Source organism: Bacillus sp. FSL M8-0277 (assembly GCF_037975305.1).
Lineage (GTDB): Bacteria > Bacillota > Bacilli > Bacillales > Bacillaceae > Bacillus > Bacillus pumilus.
Map to the genome: position 1 here is coordinate 3149672 of NZ_CP150255.1, position 22448 is coordinate 3172119.

Annotated in this window: 21 protein-coding genes and 1 other annotated feature; of the genes, 3 read left to right on the top strand and 18 right to left on the bottom strand. The window is 40.7% G+C overall.

Annotation, left to right across the window (positions count from 1 at the left end):
* Positions 1-106: 106 nt before the first annotated feature.
* Positions 107-1456, bottom strand: a complete 1350-nt coding sequence (locus MKZ05_RS16005) for an amino acid permease (RefSeq protein ID WP_050944314.1) — start codon at positions 1454-1456, stop codon at positions 107-109.
* Positions 1457-1531: 75 nt separating this feature from the next.
* Positions 1532-1756: a binding site (T-box leader), on the bottom strand.
* Between the two features lie 90 nt (positions 1757-1846).
* Positions 1847-2521 carry an NAD(P)H-dependent oxidoreductase gene (locus MKZ05_RS16010; protein ID WP_106032160.1) on the bottom strand — a complete coding sequence of 225 codons (675 nt, stop codon included), beginning with the start codon at positions 2519-2521 and terminating at the stop codon, positions 1847-1849.
* A gap of 229 nt (positions 2522-2750) precedes the next feature.
* Between MKZ05_RS16010 and MKZ05_RS16015 the strand changes: the two genes are divergently transcribed.
* Entirely contained in the window at positions 2751-3116 is a 366-nt protein-coding gene (locus MKZ05_RS16015; protein ID WP_050944318.1) for a winged helix-turn-helix transcriptional regulator, read from the top strand.
* A 10-nt stretch (positions 3117-3126) separates the two neighbouring features.
* Here the strand turns inward: MKZ05_RS16015 and MKZ05_RS16020 are convergent, their stop codons facing one another.
* The 3 genes from MKZ05_RS16020 to MKZ05_RS16030 form a co-directional block, all read right to left on the bottom strand.
* Positions 3127-4314 (bottom strand): PDZ domain-containing protein, encoded by a 1188-nt coding sequence (locus MKZ05_RS16020; protein WP_170965968.1) that lies wholly within the window; start codon positions 4312-4314, stop codon positions 3127-3129.
* 68 nt (positions 4315-4382) lie between these two features.
* Positions 4383-4736, bottom strand: coding sequence for a swarming motility protein SwrAA (locus tag MKZ05_RS16025; protein WP_007500014.1), 354 nt, complete (start codon positions 4734-4736; stop codon positions 4383-4385).
* A gap of 344 nt (positions 4737-5080) precedes the next feature.
* The gene (locus MKZ05_RS16030) at positions 5081-6529 is read right to left on the bottom strand and encodes a S41 family peptidase (protein ID WP_251190761.1); all 1449 of its coding nucleotides are present in this window, start codon (positions 6527-6529) and stop codon (positions 5081-5083) included.
* Between the two features lie 153 nt (positions 6530-6682).
* Between MKZ05_RS16030 and MKZ05_RS16035 the strand changes: the two genes are divergently transcribed.
* Positions 6683-7423, top strand: coding sequence for a sulfite exporter TauE/SafE family protein (locus MKZ05_RS16035; RefSeq protein WP_003213751.1), 741 nt, complete (start codon positions 6683-6685; stop codon positions 7421-7423).
* A gap of 50 nt (positions 7424-7473) precedes the next feature.
* On the opposite strand, the gene MKZ05_RS16040 is transcribed toward MKZ05_RS16035, so the two are convergent.
* From MKZ05_RS16040 to MKZ05_RS16060, 5 genes are all read right to left on the bottom strand, one after another.
* A complete protein-coding gene (locus MKZ05_RS16040; protein ID WP_106035653.1) occupies positions 7474-8739 on the bottom strand; it encodes a M23 family metallopeptidase in 1266 nt (421 codons plus the stop codon).
* A gap of 111 nt (positions 8740-8850) precedes the next feature.
* Positions 8851-9741, bottom strand: a complete 891-nt coding sequence (ftsX, locus tag MKZ05_RS16045) for a permease-like cell division protein FtsX (protein ID WP_034620145.1) — start codon at positions 9739-9741, stop codon at positions 8851-8853.
* Positions 9734-10420, bottom strand: a complete 687-nt coding sequence (ftsE, locus tag MKZ05_RS16050) for a cell division ATP-binding protein FtsE (RefSeq protein ID WP_003213646.1) — start codon at positions 10418-10420, stop codon at positions 9734-9736. Before ftsE ends, ftsX begins: the two co-directional genes overlap by 8 nt.
* Positions 10421-10800: 380 nt before the next feature.
* Positions 10801-11136, bottom strand: coding sequence for a cytochrome c551 (gene cccB / locus MKZ05_RS16055; protein ID WP_003212771.1), 336 nt, complete (start codon positions 11134-11136; stop codon positions 10801-10803).
* Positions 11137-11184: 48 nt separating this feature from the next.
* Complete coding sequence (locus tag MKZ05_RS16060) at positions 11185-12033, bottom strand: YitT family protein (RefSeq protein WP_003212797.1); 849 nt, start codon at positions 12031-12033, stop codon at positions 11185-11187.
* Between the two features lie 189 nt (positions 12034-12222).
* Here MKZ05_RS16060 and MKZ05_RS16065 point away from each other — a divergent pair, with 189 nt between their 5' ends.
* Positions 12223-12978: an alpha/beta family hydrolase gene (locus MKZ05_RS16065; RefSeq protein ID WP_212045583.1), complete on the top strand. Its 756-nt coding sequence runs from the start codon at positions 12223-12225 to the stop codon at positions 12976-12978.
* Positions 12979-13036: 58 nt separating this feature from the next.
* Here MKZ05_RS16065 and MKZ05_RS16070 read toward each other — a convergent pair whose 3' ends face one another.
* From MKZ05_RS16070 to fliS, 8 genes are all read right to left on the bottom strand, one after another.
* Complete coding sequence (locus MKZ05_RS16070; protein WP_339160549.1) at positions 13037-14830, bottom strand: M3 family oligoendopeptidase; 1794 nt, start codon at positions 14828-14830, stop codon at positions 13037-13039.
* A 124-nt stretch (positions 14831-14954) separates the two neighbouring features.
* Positions 14955-16056, bottom strand: a protein-coding gene (prfB, locus tag MKZ05_RS16075) for a peptide chain release factor 2 (protein ID WP_106030063.1) whose coding sequence is annotated in 2 segments (ribosomal slippage) — positions 14955-15983 and positions 15985-16056 — 1101 coding nt in all. Because the reading frame shifts where the segments join, the coding sequence is not laid out codon by codon here.
* Positions 16057-16120: 64 nt separating this feature from the next.
* Positions 16121-18646 carry a preprotein translocase subunit SecA gene (gene secA / locus MKZ05_RS16080; RefSeq protein ID WP_003213679.1) on the bottom strand — a complete coding sequence of 842 codons (2526 nt, stop codon included), beginning with the start codon at positions 18644-18646 and terminating at the stop codon, positions 16121-16123.
* A 186-nt stretch (positions 18647-18832) separates the two neighbouring features.
* Positions 18833-19396, bottom strand: coding sequence for a ribosome-associated translation inhibitor RaiA (raiA, locus tag MKZ05_RS16085; protein ID WP_003213481.1), 564 nt, complete (start codon positions 19394-19396; stop codon positions 18833-18835).
* Between the two features lie 189 nt (positions 19397-19585).
* On the bottom strand, positions 19586-21271 hold the full coding sequence (locus tag MKZ05_RS16090) for a methyl-accepting chemotaxis protein (RefSeq protein ID WP_003213333.1): 1686 nt from the start codon (positions 21269-21271) through the stop codon (positions 19586-19588).
* 32 nt (positions 21272-21303) lie between these two features.
* Positions 21304-21684 carry a hypothetical protein gene (locus tag MKZ05_RS16095; RefSeq protein ID WP_003213093.1) on the bottom strand — a complete coding sequence of 127 codons (381 nt, stop codon included), beginning with the start codon at positions 21682-21684 and terminating at the stop codon, positions 21304-21306.
* 13 nt (positions 21685-21697) lie between these two features.
* Positions 21698-22039 (bottom strand): flagella biosynthesis regulatory protein FliT, encoded by a 342-nt coding sequence (fliT, locus tag MKZ05_RS16100; protein WP_003212921.1) that lies wholly within the window; start codon positions 22037-22039, stop codon positions 21698-21700.
* A complete protein-coding gene (gene fliS / locus MKZ05_RS16105) occupies positions 22036-22440 on the bottom strand; it encodes a flagellar export chaperone FliS (RefSeq protein WP_003212886.1) in 405 nt (134 codons plus the stop codon). Before fliS ends, fliT begins: the two co-directional genes overlap by 4 nt.
* Between the last annotated feature and the right edge of the window lie 8 nt (positions 22441-22448).

Genomic DNA, 22448 nt, shown 5'->3' on the forward strand with positions numbered 1-22448 from the left:
TGCATCAATTCCTTTCAAAAGGATAGTCGATTGCTTTCGTTCAAACAATAAAACTACATTAAAAAAGCGTGCGAGACCTTCTTCAAGAGTCCTGCACGCTTTTAAATTAAACAGCTGTTTCAAACCGCTTTCTATTGATGAAGAAAGAAAGCGTAATGATGAGATAGATACCCATTGTGACCAAGGTTTGGACAATCGGAGTTGTTGATACAACACCGATAAAAATGGCAATGATCGCAATGACAGAAAACCATGTTGTGAAAGGATACAGCTTGACGCGATATCCTCCTGGTGCTGCTACGCTTCGAGACTTTAGATGCCCGACAGCAATAATAAACCAGATGAATAAGACCGTGTAGCTTAAAGATCCCATTAAATAATTAAAGGTTTGACTTCCTACAAAAAGAGAGATTAATACGGCTACATACAAAGTAGATGTACATACTAGAATCGCTCTGACTGGCACCTGCTGTTTCGACAGCTTCGAAAAGCCCTTCCATATACGGCCATCCATTGCCTGTGTAAATAGTACCCTTGAAGAAGCATACAGACCAGAGTTCATAGAAGACAAGATTGCTAATAGAATAATCCCGTTCATGATATCACTTGCATATGGCACACCAATCGTTGCAAACACCGTGACGAATGGGCTCACTTGTTCATTGTTTACTTGATTCCAAGGAATTAAGCTGACGATGATGAAGAACGGAAGTACATAAAAACCGATGATTCGTACAAATGTACTTTGAATGGCTTTTGGGATGACTTTTTCAGGGTTTTTCGTTTCTGCTAATGTAACCCCAATCATTTCAGTTCCGCCATATGAATACACGACCACCAGCATTGCCGCAATTAAGCCGCCTGTTCCATTCGGAAAAAATCCTCCGTGTTCGGTTAAGTTGGATAATCCCGGTGCTGCATGCTGTCCGAATGAGACAAACAGCATCGTTAACCCAATGATAATAAATAAAAGAATGACAGCAATTTTAATAGAAGCTAACCAGTACTCTGTTTCAGCAAACATTTTGACTGAACAAACATTGATCAATGTCACAACAAGTGAAATGATTAACACAAGTGTCCAAATCGGTACTTGTGGGAACCAGTACTGAATAAAGATTGCAGACACGATCGCTTCTGCTGCAATGTTCAACACCCACATTTTCCAATAGATCCAGTCTAAGAAATAGGCGGGGTATTTGCCTAACACAGGTTCAATTAAATCACGGAATGTTCTAGCGCCAGGTCGTGCAACTGTCATTTCGGCAAGTCCTTGCATAATAAATAATAAAATAAGACCACCAATCATATATGCCAAAATGACAGCAGGACCCGCGATATCAATGGCAGAACTGCTTCCTTTAAACAGACCAGCACCGATGGCACCGCCAAGTGCGAGCATCATGATATGCCTTGACGTCATTGTTCGTTTTAATTGCACATGTTCCTTTTCCATTTTCTATAGCTCCTTTAAATTTGAATCTTCAGACAAATATAAGATAAAAGCATATAAAAAGGCCAGTCATCTCCTTGAAGAGACGACTGACCTTGCAACCGCGTTACCACTCTTATTGACTCAGACATAGCTGAATCCAACTTGAAACCCGATAACGGAGGTCACACGTAAAGACTTACTATTCATTCAGTCTTGCCGCTCCTTGAGCGAGTTCAATGATTCGTTTTACTGCGTTGCACCAACCCGCAGCTCTCTTAGAAAACGGATATTCATTTACTATTCTCAAGTCAAAGCGTTTTATAGTCAATTTGTCTATTTATCAAAGATTTTATTTTTTAAATATACTGACTAACCACACAATTGTCAACAGCCTTTTTCAGACATTTTCTTTTAACGAATCCAAATGGCTACTTCATCCATTGGACGACGCGTTTTGCCGCGCTTTGGCTCAATGACTCGATACCCAAAGGCAGCCATGACAGAGATGTCGTACTGACCATCTTCAAGTAATCCTTCTTCCTCAAGCATACGATGAATTTCATCGTAGCTGAATCCCTCAACAGGGCATGAATCGATGCCGATTTGTGCTGCGGCTGTCATCATATTTCCAAGGGCAATATACGTTTGTTTGGAAGCCCAATCGAAGAGCGTGCGGTTAGTTTCCATCAAATGAAGATCATTCTCTTGGAATTGTTTGTAGCGTTCTTTTACCATCTCAAACGTTTCGTCTGTCATTCCTTTGATTTCCTTGTTGATGTATTCTGCATATGCTGAATCATACCGGGCGTCTGTTCTTGCCAAAATGATCACAAAATGGCTGGCAGTTGGAAGCTGCTTTTGCGCACCCCATGTATATTCTTTTAATTTCTCTCTAAATGCTTCATTTTGAACGACGAGGAACTTCCAAGGCTCAAATCCGACAGAGCTTGGCGAAAGTCTTCCTGTCTCTAAAATGAACGCAAAGTCATCTTCTGGAATCTTTTTCGCCGGGTCAAATTCTTTTGTCGCATGACGGAATTCATACGCCTCAATGATTTCTTTTTTTAATTGCTCTTTGTCTCGCATGGTATTCATCCTTTCTAGTGAACGATTAGGGTGTGAAGTTTCACCAATCCAATTTCTTTCCATTCCCATATAGAAATTGTTATGATAAGAAAACAAACAACCCGAATGTGTGATGTGATACCTCTATGGTAAAAGAAAAACTTCCTTTGATTCAAGTACGCACATTTTTGTTCGTTAGGTACAATCATGTTCGTTTATCACCCATTTCGCCTTAGAAAGGAGTGTAAAGATGAGTGCACCATCCAATCCAGTCAGTATTGTCAATCATGGCTGTCCCGTTTCCACCACAACGAGTGTAATAGGAGGAAAATGGAAAGGAGTGATCCTTTATCATTTGACTTGCGGTCCAAAACGATACAACGAATTACGCCGGCTTCTGCCAAGGATTTCTCAGCGTGTTCTTACGCTGCAATTGCGCGAGCTAGAACAAGACGGAGTTGTTCACAGAGAAGTCTATGAGGAGGTCCCTCCTCGTGTCGAATATTCACTCACTTCTTTAGGAGATACGTTAAAGCCTATCATCTTCGCTATGCGTGAATGGGGCGAATCCTATGGAAAAGAAGCGCGTCCAAAAGAAAAAAGCTGCCATCTCTAGCAGCTTTTTTTTATGATGAAATCGCCGTTGATTCTTGCTGAGGATCATCCTTCACAAACAGGATGCCAAGCTGATGATGCTCCCCTTCGTAAGAAGCGCGTTTCTCAAACCTTGTCTGACCATTCAAGCCAATGATCTCAAGCTTTGTCAGAGCACGATTGGTTTGAAGGGCTTCGTAAAATTCCGAAACGGTTTTGACTTCAATTCCATTCACCTTTGTAATGACTTCTCCGATCTCAAGCTTTAAATCAGCTGCAGGTGTATTCGGAATGATTCCCAGCACCATTAGCCCTTGATTACGCTTAGAGAAGTAGAATGGAGCTGCATTGTCGTTGACTCTCTGTTTCCATGAGAGGAATGCTCTTCCGGCAATCGCTATCAATACAGCTCCCCATGCAATCGGCTCAAACCAAATACTTGCAGCACCTAGTAAAGCAACAGCGAGTCCAAGCATGAGAATACGCCGTGCCGTAATTTGAATGCTGACAATTGGCAGCGATCCTTGAATCCGCTGCCCGAAACCGATGATGTATGGAATCAAAATAAATGAAAAGCTTTGATCGTGTACTTGAAGCACCGGCCACCATGGCAGAGAAGAAGTAAATTCACCTGCCGGCATCAGCAAAACAAGCGGTAAAAGCCACAGACGATTTGCCCGCTGCTGGCCAATCAAAAGTCCTCTCGCACTCATCACCATTGCAGGCGATGTTCGTAAATGCGCCGTTCGATAGGCTAGAATCCCCTCGGTCATTAATAAAAGTCCTAGCAGAATAACAACGGCTGATGTATTCATCATTGAGAGCTGCGGCAACCATGAATGGCTCACTTGGAAATACATCAGTCCAAGTGCCGCAATAAAGCTGAAACCGAGTGTGTATGCAGACGAAAGCGCACTCGCCTTAAAGAATAAAGAGCAAACAATGGTCATCGCTGCAATCAGCACGATGAATCCAGGCGGGAGGGCAATCCCTAAGCCTACTGAAATGACGGATAGGCAAATCCCTAGAATCCATCCCTTTGAATATGTAAATTTAAGTTCATCGTATACATCTTCTATTCTTGTTTGAAACGCTTTTCTCTCCCGCTTTACGCGGATGTAGCCATGTAACAGGCTGATTAATACCATGAAATAAAAAAGAGGGTGGATTAAAAACAGACCGACCGCTTTTAATCCAGCTCCCATCCACTCCGAGCTCATTATCGTTCACCGCCCAAGTCAAGCATTTTCTCTTATTCTATCAAATAAATCGATGCTTGACACCAGGTTTATTTCTCCTGATTCATCCAAAGTGTGACATTCGACAGTGAAAAATCTTTTAAGTAGTGATTGACATCTACATCTAGTATGCCGCCGAGCAGCTGCATCGACCTCTTGATGTCGGTTAAGTTTATACCAAGTCTCTTATGATTATCCATTAAATAATTGAAGTATATCTCAGCACAGTCTTCATCGATTTCGTCGACTGATTCTACCGTTGTGTAATTGACCAAGTACCTGCTTAACAGCATGAGCAGACTTAATGCCTTTGTAGCGGAAAACGTCACATCTTTCGTACGACTCTTAAGCTCCTCTACCAACTCGTAATATTTTTTCTCTCTCACAATACTTGCCCTTTTCAATTGTGTACCCCCATTTACTAGTTCTTTTAAGAAAAGCGCAAACCTCGGTACAGCTTAATGCTCAAGCTGAATATCCGCAAAAAATAAAATATTTAAAATGAGTGCTACTTTATATTGTAAGAATTATTTATGTAACATACAACTTTCAAAAGTTTCATTTTCATGACATGTTTAAATCAACAGAAAGTCTCTTATATAAATATGTTATCGGGTAAAATCGAAGGAATGTTATGTTTTTTGTAAAATAAATGAATATATTTCTCGATATAATTTATTTTTAAGAATAAACTATTACATGTTTGTGACACTTATGAACCAAAAAAAAGAGGCATTTATTCGCCTCTTTATTTTTTAAGATATAGTGCTTTTAGTGCAGTCTGCAGTTGAAGATCATTTTTTTCATAGGATTTCACTTCATCCACCATTTTGTTCATCATTTTCGCTGTCTTCAGATCAATTACACCTGATTTGTTGAGATTGTATGTGCTTTGGAAGGCTAATACCGCCTTTTTCGTTTCTTCATCAAAGTAGCCGTCTACTCTGCCGGGGTCGAATGACAAGCCCTTTAATAGCGTCTGTGCTTGTCTCACTTCTTCATTGTTCATATCAAGCTGAAGTGGTTCTTTCAGCTGAAGCGGTCCTACAGTAAAGTAATCTGGCTGATGAATCGCAATCGTCGGTACGACACCTTTTTTGTGAATCCAATTTCCTTTTGGCGTGAGCCATTTATACAGCGTTAATTTAATGTTACTGCCGTCACCCATTGGAACCGCCTGCTGCACAGTGCCTTTCCCAAAGGAGACATCACCGACGACTTCATATTTTCCGGCTTCTTTCATAGCACCAGCGAGTATTTCAGAAGCGGATGCACTGCCTTTATCAATTAAGACATTAACTGGGTAAGGCTTCTGTTCTTTCCGCTTTGAAAAATAGCGTTTCCTGTCGCCGTTCCGTTCTGCAATTTGAATATAAGGCTGATCTTTTGTAATAAAATGTTTCAAAATGTCTTCTACACTTTGCAGATAGCCGCCAGGGTTTCCTCTCACATCAAGCACAAGACCTTCTATGCCCTTTTTCTCGAGCTGTTTCAGGCTTGATGTGAAATCCTTCGCAGTATCTTCTGAAAAGCTTGAGATCGCGATATAGCCTGTTTTATGACCATTTACCTCTTTCACAGAGGAAGTCACGGTTTCAAGTGGGATTTCTTCTCGTTTGATATGGAATGTTAACTCTTTTTCAATCCCATTTCGTCTGATTTTCAGAGCGACGGATGTTCCTTTTTTCCCTCTTATTTTCAGTACAGCATCGTTTAAGCTTTTTTCTTTCATCGACTCACCATCAATGCTGATGATTTCATCTTTCGGCTTTAGACCTGCTTTTGCTGCAGGGGATTTTTTAAAGGCAGAGACGATAATGATTTTTCCTTCATCCATCCCCACTTCTGCCCCAATTCCCTCAAAAGAAGAATCAAGCGAATCAGAAAATTGCTTGGCGGTTTGCTTGTCCATGTATACTGAATACGGATCATTTAAAGTTGAAAGCATTCCTTGAATGGCGCCTTCAAGCAGCTTTTGGCGATCCACTTCCTCTACATATTCATTCGAAATAAGGTCATAGGCTTTCTCAATTTTCTCCATCCCATTCTCTTTCGCCTTATCACTTGATTGAGCTTGTCCAGCCATTGCAGCAGCTGCTTGCGGTGACTCCGCATGAGTTCCCTCTTTATGCGTCATCACCCCTGCACTGATTAATAGAATGACACTTGCCATAATAGATGCGATTTGTTTTTTCATATTTGGCCTCCTTCTTCAACTCTTCCTGATGACCTGAGTTATTATATGCCAGAAGAAGGGATTTCATGTAAAGACATTCTGCTGCGAAGGCTTGACTAATTATTTTATTAGGTGTAATTTTTATTTTGTTATGATCGAGAAGGAGTCTTCGCTATGTATATTATATTGACGATGCTATTATTAGGAATTTTATTAGGATTTGTAGGAGCAGGCGGTGCTGGTTTTGTCATCGCATTGCTTACGTTAATTTTTGATATCCCTATCCATACCGCACTTGGGACATCTTTAGCCGCAATGGCATTTACGACGTTATCAGGTGCATACAGCCACTACAGGGAAGGGAATATTCAGCTGAAATCTGGTTTGATCGTCGGAGCTTTGGCTTGTGTGGCTTCCTTTGCAGGAGCTAAGATTGCTCCTTTTATTCCAGAAGGAAATCTGCACTATTTAACAGCTGGCATGCTCTTTTTATCCGCTGTGTTTATGATGATCAAATTATTTGTTCTGAAGGAAGAAGCTGAGCAGCAGCCGCTTTCTTCACGTCAGCTGCTCATAAGGGGTATTATTTTAGGACTTGTATCCGGATTGCTGTCAGGTATGTTTGGTATCGGGTCCGCACCATTTATCCAAGTAGGACTTTTGATTTTACTGAGACTTTCCATTCGACAGGCAGTTGGCACGACGATGCTTGTCATTATTCCAATTTCCATCGGTGGTGGAATTGGATATATTACAGAGGGCTATGTTGATTTTATCTTGCTCATTCAAATTTTAATCGGAACAGTATTAGGCGCATATATTGGCGCAAAATTTACTCGCCTTGCACCGAAGCTTTTATTGAAATCGGCTGTACTGTTAACACCTATTATTGCCGGTTTACTGCTGTTATTTTAATTTTATTTAGAATAAGAAAAGCCGATAACGTGATGTTATCGGCTTTTTGATTAGCGAATATATTGCGCTGGATTGACTGCATTTGATTTTGCGCCATTCCATAATCCTTTATGAATTTCAAAATGGAGATGCTGACCATGTGACTGGCCTGTATTACCCATATATCCAAGGAATTGTCCTTGCTCGACTCTCTGCCCTGTGGACACACTCCTTGTAGATAAGTGGGCATATACCGTTTGATAGGTCTGTCCATTGATATTATGCGTAATGAATATCACATTCCCGTAGCTCGATGAGTAGCTTGAGTTCGTGACTGTTCCAGATGCAGCTGCGACGACAGATACTGTGCCTTTTGCTGCAATATCTAATCCGAAGTGGTTTCCGCCAGAACGTCCGCCAAAGCCAGATGAGAATCGGCCAGCAGCTGGTTTAATAAAGCCTGAGCTGCTTGCTGGTGTATCAGATACTTGATCTGAACCGCCACTTTGAGGTGTAGGTGCACTTTTTTCAGCAGCTGCTTGTTCTGCTTTCTTTGCTTCTTCCTTTTGGCGGCGTGCTTCCTCAGACTTCACAGCCGCTTTTTGGTTCGCTAAAATTTCTTGTTCATTTTCAAGTTTGCCTAATTCATCATGGGCATGGTTCTTTTTATCTGTTACATTCCCTAAGATTTTTTCTTTTTCTTTTTGCTGTTTAGACAAATCCTTTTTCAACTCTTCTAGCTCTTTCAGAGATGTTTCAAGTCCACTTAGCTGATTATTTAGCTCTGCTTCTTTTTGCTCCACCAGCTTTAAATCATTTTCATGTTCTGTAATCATGTCTTTGTCTGCTTCAACAATGGTTGTAACAGCTCCAACACGACCGACAAAATCACTAAAGCTGCGAGCACCCAGCAGCACATCTAAATAGTTGATCGTACCGCCGCTTTTTTGCATCGAACGAATTCGATCTTTGAAAATAGCTTTTCTTTTTTCAATTCGATCATTGATGACTTGAATGTCTTTTTTTAGTTTCTTGATCTCTTGCTTCGTTTGTTTGACTTCTTTTTCTTTTTCTGCGACTTTTTCAGTTGCAGCACTTACCTTGTGGTCAATCTTTTCAATTTCTTTTTTGAGCTTGGATTCTTTCTTTTCAAGCTTAGCCAGCTCTGATTTCTTTTTCTTCAAAGTTGATTCAGTCTTTGATGTTTTCTCTTCGATTTGTTGACGTTTTTGATCTAGGTCTTCGTATGCGAATGCACGATTCTCGTTCCCTGGAATATACAGCCACGTTGTTCCAATAAACGCTGCCATTCCAGCCATCATCAGCTTTCTTTTCAAAACGATATTCCCCTCCTATGACAACTGTCTGCATGAAGAGTCGACCGGATGAATCGGTTCAACCGGTCACACCTTCTATCAAACTCTCGAGTGCTGCCATCAAAAATAGATTTATACTTTTAAGAATTTACGGATGGACGTCAAGCTTCCCCATACACCAATGATTGCACCGATCAAAAGAAGGACCAGTGAAACTTGATAGACAAACGGGTTATATGGAAGCATGGAAATAAATGAGCCTTGTACTCTCGGTGCCACCCAGCCCACTGCATATTGATATGTGCCAAGCAGTAGAGCAATCGGTATAATGGAACCAAATACACCAAGCAGTAATCCTTCAATGAAGAATGGCCAGCGGATAAACCAGTTCGTTGCACCTACGAGCTTCATAATCTCGATTTCTTTACGTCTAGCAAAAATCGTAATTTTGATCGTATTAGAGATCAAGAACATGGCTGTAAATAAAAGCCCAATAATGAGCGCAATCCCTACATTCCGCGCCACTCCAACCACATTAAAGAGTCGGCTGACTTCTTCTTTTCCGTAGGTTACTTTATACGTACCTTTTAGGTTTTCTAATTTCTTCGCTACTTTTGGTGTATCGTGTGGATCTGATGTTTTCACAATAAACGCATCGTTTAATGGGTTTTCTTGATCAACAAGTCCCATGGATTGTCCATTTTCACCAAAGCTTTTAATCAGCGCTTTTAGTTCGTCATCTTTAGATGAGTACTTGACATCACTGATTTCAGGAATCTTATCAATTTCTGCTTTTAATTCATCCTGCTGCTTTTGATTCGCCGTTAATTCGATTAACACTTTTACTTCTACTTCTTTTTCAGCGTTCGATGCCATGTTGTTCAAGTTGAGCATAATCACAAGAAAAACCCCAACTAAAATCAATGTGACAGTGACCGCACTAATTGATGCAAATGTCATCCACGTGTTTCTTCCAAGTGAACGGAAGCTCTCACGTAAATGCCGCGAGAGAGTTTTAATCATAAATGCCGTACTCCCCTCTTGCTTCGTCACGCACAATCATTCCATCTTCGATTGCGATGACGCGTTTCTTCATGCTGTTTACAATCTCTTTGTTATGTGTCGCCATGACGACTGTTGTTCCTCGGTTATTAATCTCTTCGAGTGTCTTCATGATTTCCCAAGATGTGTCTGGATCAAGGTTTCCTGTCGGCTCGTCTGCAATGACTACCTCAGGACTATTCACGATCGAACGAGCGATAGATACACGCTGCTGCTCACCGCCAGACAGCTGGTCAGGAAATTGTCGTGCTTTGTGCTTGAGCTGTACCAAATCAAGTACATCCAGCACTTTTTTCTTAATGATATGAGGCTGTTCCCCAATGACTTCAAGAGCAAATGCCACGTTCTCAAACACTGTGAGGGTTGGAAGCAGTTTGAAATCTTGGAATACTACGCCAATTTCTCTTCTTAAGTAAGGGATTTCTTTTTCCTTAATCGAGCCTAAATCTTTGCTATTAATTAAGATTTTCCCTTTGGTTGGCTTCTCTTCACGATACATCATTTTGATGAAAGTGGATTTACCAGCACCACTGGGACCAACAACATACACAAACTCTCCTGGGTGGATAGAGACATTGATTCCATTGATCGCCTTTACACCGTTAGAATAGATCTTGTAGACTTCCTTCATTTCAATCATGTAATCACCTAATCTTTTCTTATTGCTGACTAACAGCTTATCATGATGTTTTGACACTTATCGTCAAAAAACGTTATGTATGGTCACGCACATACCCTTCGATACGTACAAGCAATTTATGTCCTTTTCATCCAAAAAGATGAAAAAATTGAATCGTCTAAATTTCAACAACTCCAATTATACGTCATGAATCGACGCAATGGTATTACATTTATATTTCAAAACTTATCGTTAAAAGGTAAAAACAACATTTAAAACCGAAAAACATGTCTTTTTACCCTTATTTTTTAAATAAAACTTAATATAATACGTTTTCATACTATCCAAAAGTCTTTTTCTACATATAAAAACAAAAAAACCTTGTCGATTAGACAAAGGTTTTATTTTTTCTCTGCAAGCCATTTTGCTACTTCTTTTGCTTGCTTCTCATCTACCATTCCGCTTGGCATAGAGCCTTTACCATTCTGTGCAATATCTGCAATTTGGCTTTCATTATATTTCTTTCCTACTTCTTTCAGGCTTGGTCCGCCTCCGCCAGATAGGTCTTTCCCATGACAGCCAATACAGTTTTGCTGATAAATTTCCTCACCACTGCTCACAGTTGAAGCACTTTTGCTGCCTTCTTTGTCACTGTCACTGCTGCTTGAATTTCCTCCACAAGCCGCAAGAACAAGAATCATCGCTGCAAACAGCATCATTAATCCGCTCTTTTGCATCAATTTCCCTCCCTTACAATCATTTGGTCAACGCTATTATATCCTTGTTTAAGCCCTTTTAAAACCCTCACCAAGCACCTCTTTTGCATCCATTACGATGACAAATGCTGATGCATCGATTGCTTTCACCACTTGTTTCAACTTTGTGAATTGTGACTGTCCAACGACACACATTAGAATTGGACGGTCATGATCGGTATATCCTCCGACTGCTGAGATTTTTGTGACACCACGGTCAATTTGATCAAAAACTGCCTGTCTGACTTCATCCTCATGCCCTGTAATGATCATCGCCATTTTCGAATGACTGAAGCCGGCCTGTACGACATCAATCGTTTTACTTGAAATAAACACACCAATGACAGCGTACAGTCCCTCTTCAATCCCGAAAACAGTCATCGCAGCCAGAACGATTAGGCCATCCATCATTGCTAAACAGGTACCAAGCGTGAGGCCTGTATATTTATTGATGATTTTGGCAGCGAGCGCCGTTCCACCTGTTGACCCATTTCCAAGGAACACGAGCCCTATGCCGATCCCAATCACCACTCCGCCAAAAATAGCTGCTAAGAGTGCTTCATGTGTCACAGGTGCAATATGCCTTGTGACAAACACCATCAAAGGTAAGAAAATAGAGCCAACGAGCGTTTTCACGCCAAATGTACCGCCTAATAAATAAAAGCCAGCGATAAACAGCGGAATGTTGAGCCCCCACTGCACATATGCCGCCTCAAAGCCGAATGACTGCATAATCGTACTAATCCCGCTCACACCACCTGCGGCAATCTGATTCGGTAATAATAACGTATTAAATCCAATCGCCACAATGGCTGATCCAATTAAAATGAACAAGTAATTTTTTGCTTCAATCCATAATTGTGAATGTCCCTGCTTCATGTCTGTCTTCCTCCGTTACTTCTGAATGCACACCTATTTTAAGCCCTCCAATTATGAATGTAAATAACAGCCAAATGCAGTGCTAATGGATTAATACTTTATCACACAAACGGATCAGCGTGCTTGCCGTTTGGCATAGGAGCAAATGATGGTATATTTAATATGTACATGAGAAAGAAGGGACATGCGATGAAGAAAATACTGAAGATCACAGGCATTACATTACTTGCACTGATCATTTTGGCTTTTGGTGCTTTCTATACATGGAGCCGCTTTACATACGGACCATCTGCCGCTTTAAAAAAGCAAGTGAACATCGAGCAAGTGGAACATAAAAACGACGTATATACATTTGCATCAACTAAAAGCGATACGGGCATCATTCTCTATCCAGGAGCAAAGGTAGAACCACTTTCGTACGCCTATATTGGGAATGAATTGATGAAAAAAGGCTATTCTGTCTTTATCCCTGACATGCCATTTTCGTTTGCGATTTTTAATACAAATAAAGCACAAGATATCATAAAAGATCATCAAAGGATCAAACACTGGTATATTGGCGGTCATTCACTAGGCGGAACAGCCGCCGCTATGTTTGCAGAAAAAAACCAGCGCCAGCTCGACGGTCTTTTTTTCCTTGCGTCTTATCCAGCATCAGATGAGCTGAAATCATCCTCCTTGAACGTCCTCTCTATATCAGGTGAAAAGGATGGACTTGCGACACAAGAGAAAATCAAGCAATCGAAAACAAATTTGCCGTCTCAAACCGTTTATCATGAAATAAAAGGCGGGAACCATGCTCAGTTTGGCATGTATGGTAAACAAAAAGGTGATCAGCCAGCGGACATTCAAGCCCTCACACAGCAAAAGGATATCGTTCAGACGATGCTTGGATGGCTAAAACCAGCAAAAAAGCTCCATAAAGAAGACAAAGGGCTAAAATAAAGATCATTTTAACCCTTTGTCAACAATCTAAAGCTTCCGTAATAGGGGCATTTCATTTTCACTTTTTCGTCGCTTCTAAAAACTCTTCAGCGTCTGCTACAGCGAGGCTAATGGCTTCCTCCCAAAAGTCTTTTTGGGTAAGATCGACACCTAAGTGCTTAAAGGCCAAATCTTCTACTGACATTGAAGCTGTATCCTTTAGTAATGCAATGTACTTTTCTTCAAACGAAGTACCAGCCTGCAAGGCCTTTGCATAAATTCCTAGTGAGAACATGTAGCCGAATGTGTACGGGAAATTATAAAACGGTACACCCGTGATATGGAAATGTAGCTTAGACGCCCAGAAATGCGGATGGTATTCATCTAGTGAGTCACCAAAGGCTTCTTTCTGCGCTTCTACCATCAGCTCATTCAACCGATCCGCCGGCACTTCTCCTTGTTTACGCTCTTCATAAAAACGCTGTTCAAATAAGAAACGAGATTGAATGTTCATGAAAAATGCTACACTCCGCTGCAGCTTATCCTCTAACAAGCTGAGGCGCTCCTCTTCATTTGCCGCTTCTTTCAATGAAGCATCAGCCACAATCATTTCTGCGAATGTCGACGCCGTTTCAGCTACATTCATCGCATATTTGCGATTAAGAATGCGAACATCCTGCATCACTTCTTGATGGAACGAATGACCAAGCTCATGCGCAAGTGTCGCCACATTGGATGGACTTCCTGAGAAGGTCATAAAAATGCGGGACTCTCCGCTGTCAGGGAAATTTGTACAAAAACCGCCTACTCGTTTGTTCGGGCGATCCTCCGCTTCTACCCAACGCTCATTAAAGGCCTTTTCTGTAAAAGCAGCAAGCTCTTCTCCAAATCCAGCGAAATGCTTCACAATAAAAGCAGCTGCTTCCTGATACGGATAGATCTTGGTCTCACTGCCAATAGGAGCCCCAACATCAAACCAGCTTAGCTTATTCACTCCAAGCATGTCAGCCTTTCGATGTAAATAATCAATGAATGGCTGCTTATGTTCATCAATCACAGACCACATGGCATCAAGGGTTTCTTGTTTCATCCGGCAAATATCAAGCGGCTCTTTTAAGATATGATCCCAGCCTCTTGCTTCATATACTTGCAAACGAAAACCTGCCAAATGATTGAGCGTGCTTGCAAATAGATGTTCGTCCTGCGTCCATGCATGCTCTAGGTTATGATAAACAGCCTTTCTGACTTCACGGTCTGAATCATCCATCGCATTTTCCGCTTGGCCGACAGAGATCATCTGCGTTTCACCATGTTGTTCAAATGGAATCGTAATCTTATTCACTAAGCTAGAATAAAGCTCATCCCATGCATGGTAGCCATCTACGGCTAGCTTTTGAATCAATGTTTCTTGTTCAACAGGCAATTGATCCTTCACGCGTTCTCTGCGTTCATTTAATATGTAGCGAACATCTGAAAAGGCCTCTGAATTCATGAGATCCTCCCATTTTCCAGGAGAGATGGCAGCAAGCGCCTGATCAAACAGCGCAAGAATGGTACCTAAATCAGCTTCCAGCTTAGCAATCGTACCTCGAAGACTGCTAGCCTTCATATCCTTTGTATTTTGAGATTGAAGACAGGAAACAAATGAACCTGCTTGAGACAGTTTTTTATACGTGGTTTCATACGTGTCAAGGACAGACGTTAACCTATTCTCAATGTGTGTATCTTCTTTTGAAAAGGCATCGACCTTTTGTCGTAATTCATCTAATAGCTGCTGAATGTGTTGCAAGTATGTTTTAAATTCTGGTGAAGCGCTGCCTCCTTTAAAAAAGGCATCTAAATCCCACGTCTCTTGTAATGTTGTTAATCCCAAAATATTTCCCCCTTTATTTGCTAATTTCATCATACAAAGGATATAGAGTCAGTATGGCGTATGTATTCCTTTATATTCATTATATTTTCTCACAATAAAAAAAACCCGGCAAGAAGCCGAGTTTTTATGATAATTTCGAACGTAAGTAAGCATCGATAAATGAATCTAAATCTCCATCCATGACCGCTTGAACATTTCCCATCTCCGTATTGGTTCGATGGTCTTTCACAAGAGAATACGGATGGAATACATAAGAGCGAATTTGGCTTCCCCAGCCAATTTCTTTCTGCTCTCCTCTAATTTCATCCAATTCAGCCTGCTGTTCTTCGATCCGTCTTTGATAAAGTTTCGATTTCAGCATTTTCATCGCACGTTCTCTGTTTTTGATTTGTGATCTTTCTGTTTGGCATGTCACCACGACATTGGTTGGAATGTGTGTGATACGAACGGCAGAGTCAGTCGTATTGACGTGCTGTCCACCTGCACCGCTTGCTCGATACGTATCCACTTTGATATCTTCTGTTCGAATATCAATATCGATTTCTTCATTGAACTCAGGCATGACATCACAGGAAACGAAAGAAGTATGTCTACGGCCAGATGAATCAAAAGGAGAAATACGAACCAAACGATGGACCCCTTTTTCTGCCTTTAAGTATCCATATGCGTTATGCCCTTTGATGAGCAATGTCACAGACTTAATTCCTGCTTCATCACCAGGAAGGTAATCAAGCGTTTCAACCTTAAAGCCTCTGCGCTCTGCCCAGCGAGTATACATTCTCAGAAGCATAGAACCCCAGTCCTGTGATTCAGTACCGCCTGCGCCTGGGTGAAGCTCAAGGATGGCATTGTTTTTATCATATGGTTCACTTAAGAGAAGCTGCAGTTCAAAGTCGTTAAATTGCTTAGTTAAGTTCTTCAGCTCTTTCTCAAGCTCTACATGAAGCTCCTCGTCATAATCTTCCTTTAACAGGTCATGTGTCATTTGCAGCTCTTCATGAGATTCACTGAGCTCATGGTATGAATTCACATTATCCTTTAGTGCATTGGCTTCATTGATGACGCCTTGTGCCTTTTGCTGATCATTCCAAAAATCAGCCTCTGACATGGTCGCTTCAAGTTCTGCAATTTTGGCTTCTTTTGTTTCGAGGTCAAAGAGACCCCCTAAAATCAGCTAGCCTGCTAGCCATATTTTCAAGCTCTTGTCTAATTTCTACTAATTCCATATCCTTCACCTCATAGATGTAGGGCTGACATGAATAGAAAGAGGTTTTCACCTCTTTCCATTACTTATTCTGTCTTCCCATGACAATTTTTATATTTCTTGCCGCTTCCGCAGTGACATGGTGAGTTTCGACCAATGTCTACGACTTTACGTACCGGCTTCTTTTTCACTGTCTTCTCCTCATCACCCTCTTGAGGCTGATGAGCTGTTGTTTGACCTTGAACGACTTCTTCACGTTCTAAGTTGTTTTGGATTTCTGATTTCAAAACATATTTGGCCACATCATCTTCGATTGAAGCGACCATGTGCTCAAACATCGCAAATCCTTCCATTTGATACTCACGAAGCGGATTTGTTTGTGCATACGCACGTAAATGAATCCCTTGACGCAGTTGATCCATTGCATCGATATGATCCATCCACTTTGAATCCACCGCACGAAGAACGATGACTTTTTCAAATTCTCGCATTTGTTCGTCGCCATATGTTTCTTCTTTTGCATCGTATTTTTCTTTAATACGATCCATAATGAAGGAAGTGATTTCATCTGCTTCTTTACCGTAAACATCCTTGACCGAAATGGCTCCTTCATCTAAATAGTTCGTGTTGATTAATTCAACAAGACCATCTAGTTTCCACTCTTCTGGAAGCTCTTCTTTCGGCGTATAAGAACCAACAGCGCGCTCAATTGAAGACTGAATCATATTGATCACAATCGATTTTAAGTTATCAGAATCAATGACTTCAAAGCGCTGCTTGTAAATCACTTCACGCTGCTGACGAAGCACATCGTCATATTGCAGAAGCTGTTTACGGGAATCAAAGTTGTTCCCCTCAACGCGTTTTTGAGATGATTCAACGGCTTTAGACACCATTTTACTTTGGATAGGCGTAGTGTCATCCATGCCAAAGCGGTCAAGCATGGCCATCGTACGCTCTGCACCAAATCGGCGCATCAATTCATCTTCCATGGAGAGATAGAATTGGGTAATCCCTGGGTCTCCTTGACGACCAGAACGTCCACGCAGCTGGTTATCAATACGTCGTGATTCATGACGCTCTGTCCCAATTACAGCTAGACCGCCAAGCTCTTTGACGCCTTCGCCAAGCTTGATGTCCGTACCACGTCCTGCCATGTTGGTCGCAATGGTGACGGCACCCTTTTGACCAGCCTCTTCAATAATTTGTGCCTCACGCTCATGGTTTTTCGCATTTAACACTTGATGAGGAATCCCTTTATTTTTAAGCAGCTTAGAAATAAGCTCAGACGTCTCAACCGCTACTGTTCCGACAAGCACTGGCTGCCCTGTCATATAGCGCTGCGCAACATCTTCAGCCACTGCTTTAAATTTACCTTCCATTGTGCGGTAAATTAAATCAGGTCTGTCATCACGAACCACTGGTTGATTGGTCGGGATTGTCACAACCTGCATGTTGTAAATGTTACGGAATTCTTCTTCTTCCGTTTTCGCTGTACCCGTCATACCAGAAAGCTTTTCATACATGCGGAAGTAGTTCTGGAATGTAATCGTTGCAAGGGTCATACTTTCGTTCTGCACTTCGAGACCTTCTTTTGCCTCAATGGCTTGATGCAGACCTTCACTATAACGGCGTCCTTTCATTAGACGTCCTGTGAACGAGTCAACAATAACGACTTGACCTTCTTCAACGACATAATCCACATCTTTTTGCATCGCAACATGTGCCTTTAGCGCCTGGGCGATGTGATGGTTCAGTGCGACATGTTTGACATCAAATAAGTTTTCGATGCCGAATGCTTTTTCCGCCTTGGTCATTCCACTTTCTGTCAGCTGTACACTTTTTGTTTTAATATCGTATGTGAAATCATCTTCTATTTTTAATGTACGAACAAATGCATTGGCTTGTACGTAAAGCTTTGTAGATTTCGCAGCTTGTCCAGAAATAATAAGAGGTGTTCTCGCTTCATCAACTAAGATGGAGTCAACCTCATCAATCACGGCATAATGAAGCGGTCTTTGAACCATTTGCTCTTTGTAAAGCACCATGTTATCTCGTAAATAGTCAAAGCCAAGTTCATTGTTTGTAGAATACGTAATATCAGCAGCATATGCTTCTCTTTTTTCATCTTTGTCTAAGCTGTTTAAGTTTAAGCCAACCGTTAAGCCAAGAAACTCAAAAATCTTGCCCATTTCCTCTGCATCACGGCTTGCCAAATATTCGTTGACTGTCACAATGTGGACGCCTTTTCCAGAAAGAGCATTTAGATAAACAGGCATTGTTGAAGTCAACGTTTTACCTTCACCTGTTTTCATCTCAGAGATGTTGCCTTCATGAAGCGCGATCCCCCCCATGAGCTGCACCTTAAATGGGAACATTCCTGTCACGCGGCGTGATGCCTCGCGAACCGTTGCAAATGCTTCAACCAACAGGTCATCCACGGATTGTCCTTTTTCAAGTTTTTCTTTAAATTCGTTCGTTTTATTTCGTAAAGCCTCGTCAGATAATTTCTCAAAATCTTGAGCAAGAGCTTCAATTTCATTTGCTTTTTTTTCATATTTGCTGATCGTACGTTTCGTAGGATCAAACACTTTGTTTAAGATTCCAAGCATATAATAACGCTCCTCTATTTCATGCAATTTTTCGGCATGTCCAAAAGATTGACAGGTCCATATTTACCTGCATTTATCATACCATACCTTCCTTCATTTCCAAAGAATTTGCAATGATTTCGCACAAAAAACCCGCCCCTCATGGAGGGAACGGGTTTACTTTTTTTAGGTTGTTTTTAGATCAGATTAAGCGTTCGGCTCAATCAGTCCATATTTTCCATCATTTCGGCGATAGACCACATTGGTCAAATTTGTCTCAGCATTTGTGAAGACGAAGAAACTATGACCTAACATGTTCATTTGAAGGATGGCCTCTTCGCTATCCATCGGTTTTAAATTGAAACGTTTTTGTCTGACGATTTCTGTTTCATCAATTTCTTCGTCATCTTGAACAGCTACGTCAGCCGTCCCATTTCCTCCAGCAAATAAGTGCTTTTTGGCACCTTGTTCGCGGAATTTACGGTTTACTTTTGTTTTGTGTTTTCGAATTTGACGTTCTAATTTACTGGCTGCTAGGTCTACTGCATTGTACATATCTTCATTATGCACCTCAGCTCGAAGTGCTAGATCAGTCATTGGAATGGTAACCTCAACTTTAGATTCTTGATCATTGTAAAACTTCAAGTTCACGTTGACTGAAGCATCTACGTCTGTCTCAAAATAACGCTCCAGCTTTCCAATTTTTTTCTCGACATGATCTCTTAGTGCAGGTGTTACGTCGATGTTTTCTCCTCTGACATTGTAATTCATGTAAAGAACGCCTCCTTTAAAATTAAGGATATGTAAACCTATTTCTACTTTTCCCTCCTTTTCTCCTGCTCAAACGTAAAAAAAATGTGAATTTTTATTGAAATTTGTCGAATTTTGCGGTGCATCAATTGTTACTTGATAGGTGATGAATATATATTCGGCTCATTCTTGAAAAAGACCAGCGCACATTTAAATGGTGAAAGATGATATTGATGTTTTCAGCGATTGAGATAAGGTTTTTAAATCCTCCGCCGCTGCTTTCATTTCTTCATTTGCTGCCAATGATTCTTCTACAGCCGCAGACATGTACTCCGTCTCTTCTGAATTGCGTTTGGCTCCTTCTTCAATGACCCCAACCGTCTGAGATATTTCCTCTGTACTAGCTGAAATCTCCTCTGCAGTAGCTGAAAGTTCCTCTGCTTTCATCGAAATATCACGAATAGATTCCAGGATTTCATGAAAGCTCTGTTCTGACAATTGCGATACTTTCACACCTTCTGCTACATCCTGCTCAACCTTTGTCATCGAATGTGATGATTTTTCAGTATCTTTGTTCACGTTCGCGAGCAATTGACTAATTTGATCTGTCAGCTGACTAGATTCTTCCGCCAGTTTCCTCACTTCATCTGCTACCACCGCAAAGCCTCTCCCATGCTCTCCTGCTCTTGCCGCTTCAATAGCAGCATTTAAAGCAAGCAAATTCGTTTGATCAGCGATGGCATGGATATGACCTAACAAATCTTCAATGCCTGTAAACTGGGCTTGTACATGAGCCATTGTGGAATGGTGCTCGTTCACAGACGCTTTGATAGAGCTCATTTGTTTTACGAATTGCTGAATAAGCGCTGCACCCTCTTCAGCCTTTTCAGTCACTGAAATTGAGTGACCCGAAACATCGGATGTGTGTTCAGCTGCATTTTGCATACCAGTCGAGACTTCTTGAATGGCAGAAGCTACTTTTCCGACCGCGTTTGATTGTTCACGTGAAGCTTCACTGACCTGTTCAATCGAGCTAGATGTCTGCTCACTGGCCGATATGGTTTGATGAATCGTTTCCTCAAACTGAGCAGCAGAATCAGCTAATTGTCTTGATCCATGTTGCACCTGTAAAATGAGCTGACGCAAATGCTTTGTCATTTGATTAAAAGCAGTACCGAGTTGACCAATCTCATTTTTAGAGGTCACTTCAATCTCTTCAAGTGTAAGGTCACCATCTGCCATCCTTCTCGCAGCATTTGTGACAGACACAATCGGCTTTGTCATACGATAAACAAATCTTGTCCCAATCAACAAAAAGCCAACAATAATGACCGCACTAACTAGAATGAGAGTAAATAGTAATTGATTACTGTCTTGGTTGAGCTGATTGATTTTTTGGTCACGTTGCTTCAACTGGGTTTGAGCAAATTCTTTTGTAAAGGTATGTATTTCTTGTTCGATAGGTTGTAATTCTTGATTGAGGCGTGTGTTGAATTCTTTTTGATTTTGCATATTCAATGAATTAAATAGTCGGTTCGTTGAGGTGTAGTAGAGATAATTCTTTTCTGAGATTTGATCTAATAGATTTTTTGCTTGTTTGACAGAGCTCATTTTTGTAGCTTCCGTTGTTTTCTTATTAATCTCTTCATATGTTTGCTCAATTTTCTGTAAATTTTCAGCATCTTGCACGACAACATATGTTTTAATTTGTGCTTCCTGTTTTTGCAAAAGCGCCTCTAATTCCAGTGAGGTTTGATAAAGCTTTACTTCTTTGCTAAGAAGCGTCTTATAGGATTGATCTGTTTTGTAATAGATAAAGCTTGAGAATCCTAAAATACTGACAAACAATACACATATGACAATAAGCCCAAACAAAAATTGATTTTTTAGTCTCATAATTTCCTCCGAAAGTCTGAATTGAACAAAAATTAATGAATGACATACGGCCTCATACAGGCATGTATTTCATCCATCCACTTTCTATATTCAGGTATAAAATATGCTTTAAGGAATGATTGGAAGTGTATTGAAGGGAATGTATAGAAAGCTAGTATATCAAAACTTAAAAAAATTTGATCAAACGAACGAATCGTTTTGGCAAAGTGCTCATTTTCTATAATTGAAAGCAGAAGGGGATGTGTTGTCTCTAAATGAAAGAAGGCATGGATCAGATCATTAAAGATCCGATCCCCTTCTGTTTTAGCAAAATCCTTCTCAATTTCATCTAAATATTTTAGACTCTCTTCTATCGTAAATAGAAGTTCATAATATGTGGTTAATAAAATATAGTCATCTGAACGATACGCCACAGGTCTCACCTAATTATTTCCGTTTATCGTAATATACGCCGTCACTCGTCATAGGCTGGTATGGATTTTGATAATTCAGCTGTTTCGTTTTCTTTTTTTGAATGGCTTGAATATCTGCTTTGATCCCATTTTGGATCACAGTTAATTGCTTCGCCATCTGTTGATCTGTTTGGATGATTTCTTTGATTTTTTCTTTTTCTTGATCCGTCAGCTCATGCTGAATATCTCTCATTAATTCGTCTCTCTCAATTAAAAAGGCATCAAAGTCTTCAACCAAGGTGTCACTTTGCGGATTTGCCGTTATTTCGGCTGCCATTTTTAATGTTTGGTCATGCAGCTGGTCCACAATACTCATAGAGATCCCCCGATAGAGTGGTGACGCCCTTTTCGATCGGTTTGAATAACTTCCTTCCACGCATCACGAAAATCAGTTACGTATTGCTCTACTTCATTCAACATCTCTTCGTCATTTTGAAGATTGGCTTCAATCAGTCTGCGATAAATGTAATCATACATACTTGCCATACTATTTGATACGTCATAAGAACGATTTAAGGTGACATTTAATTCTTGAATGATGTTTTGAGCCTTTTTCAGGTTCACATTTCTCGTTTCTGCATCCTCTTTTTGAATGGCATACTTCGCGAGTCTAATGAACTTTAAGCAGCCTTCATAAAGCATAAGCGTCAACTCGGCAGGTGTTGCAGTCTCAATAGAATTTTTTTGATAGGCGGCATAAGGGTTCTGAATTGCCATATGTTATA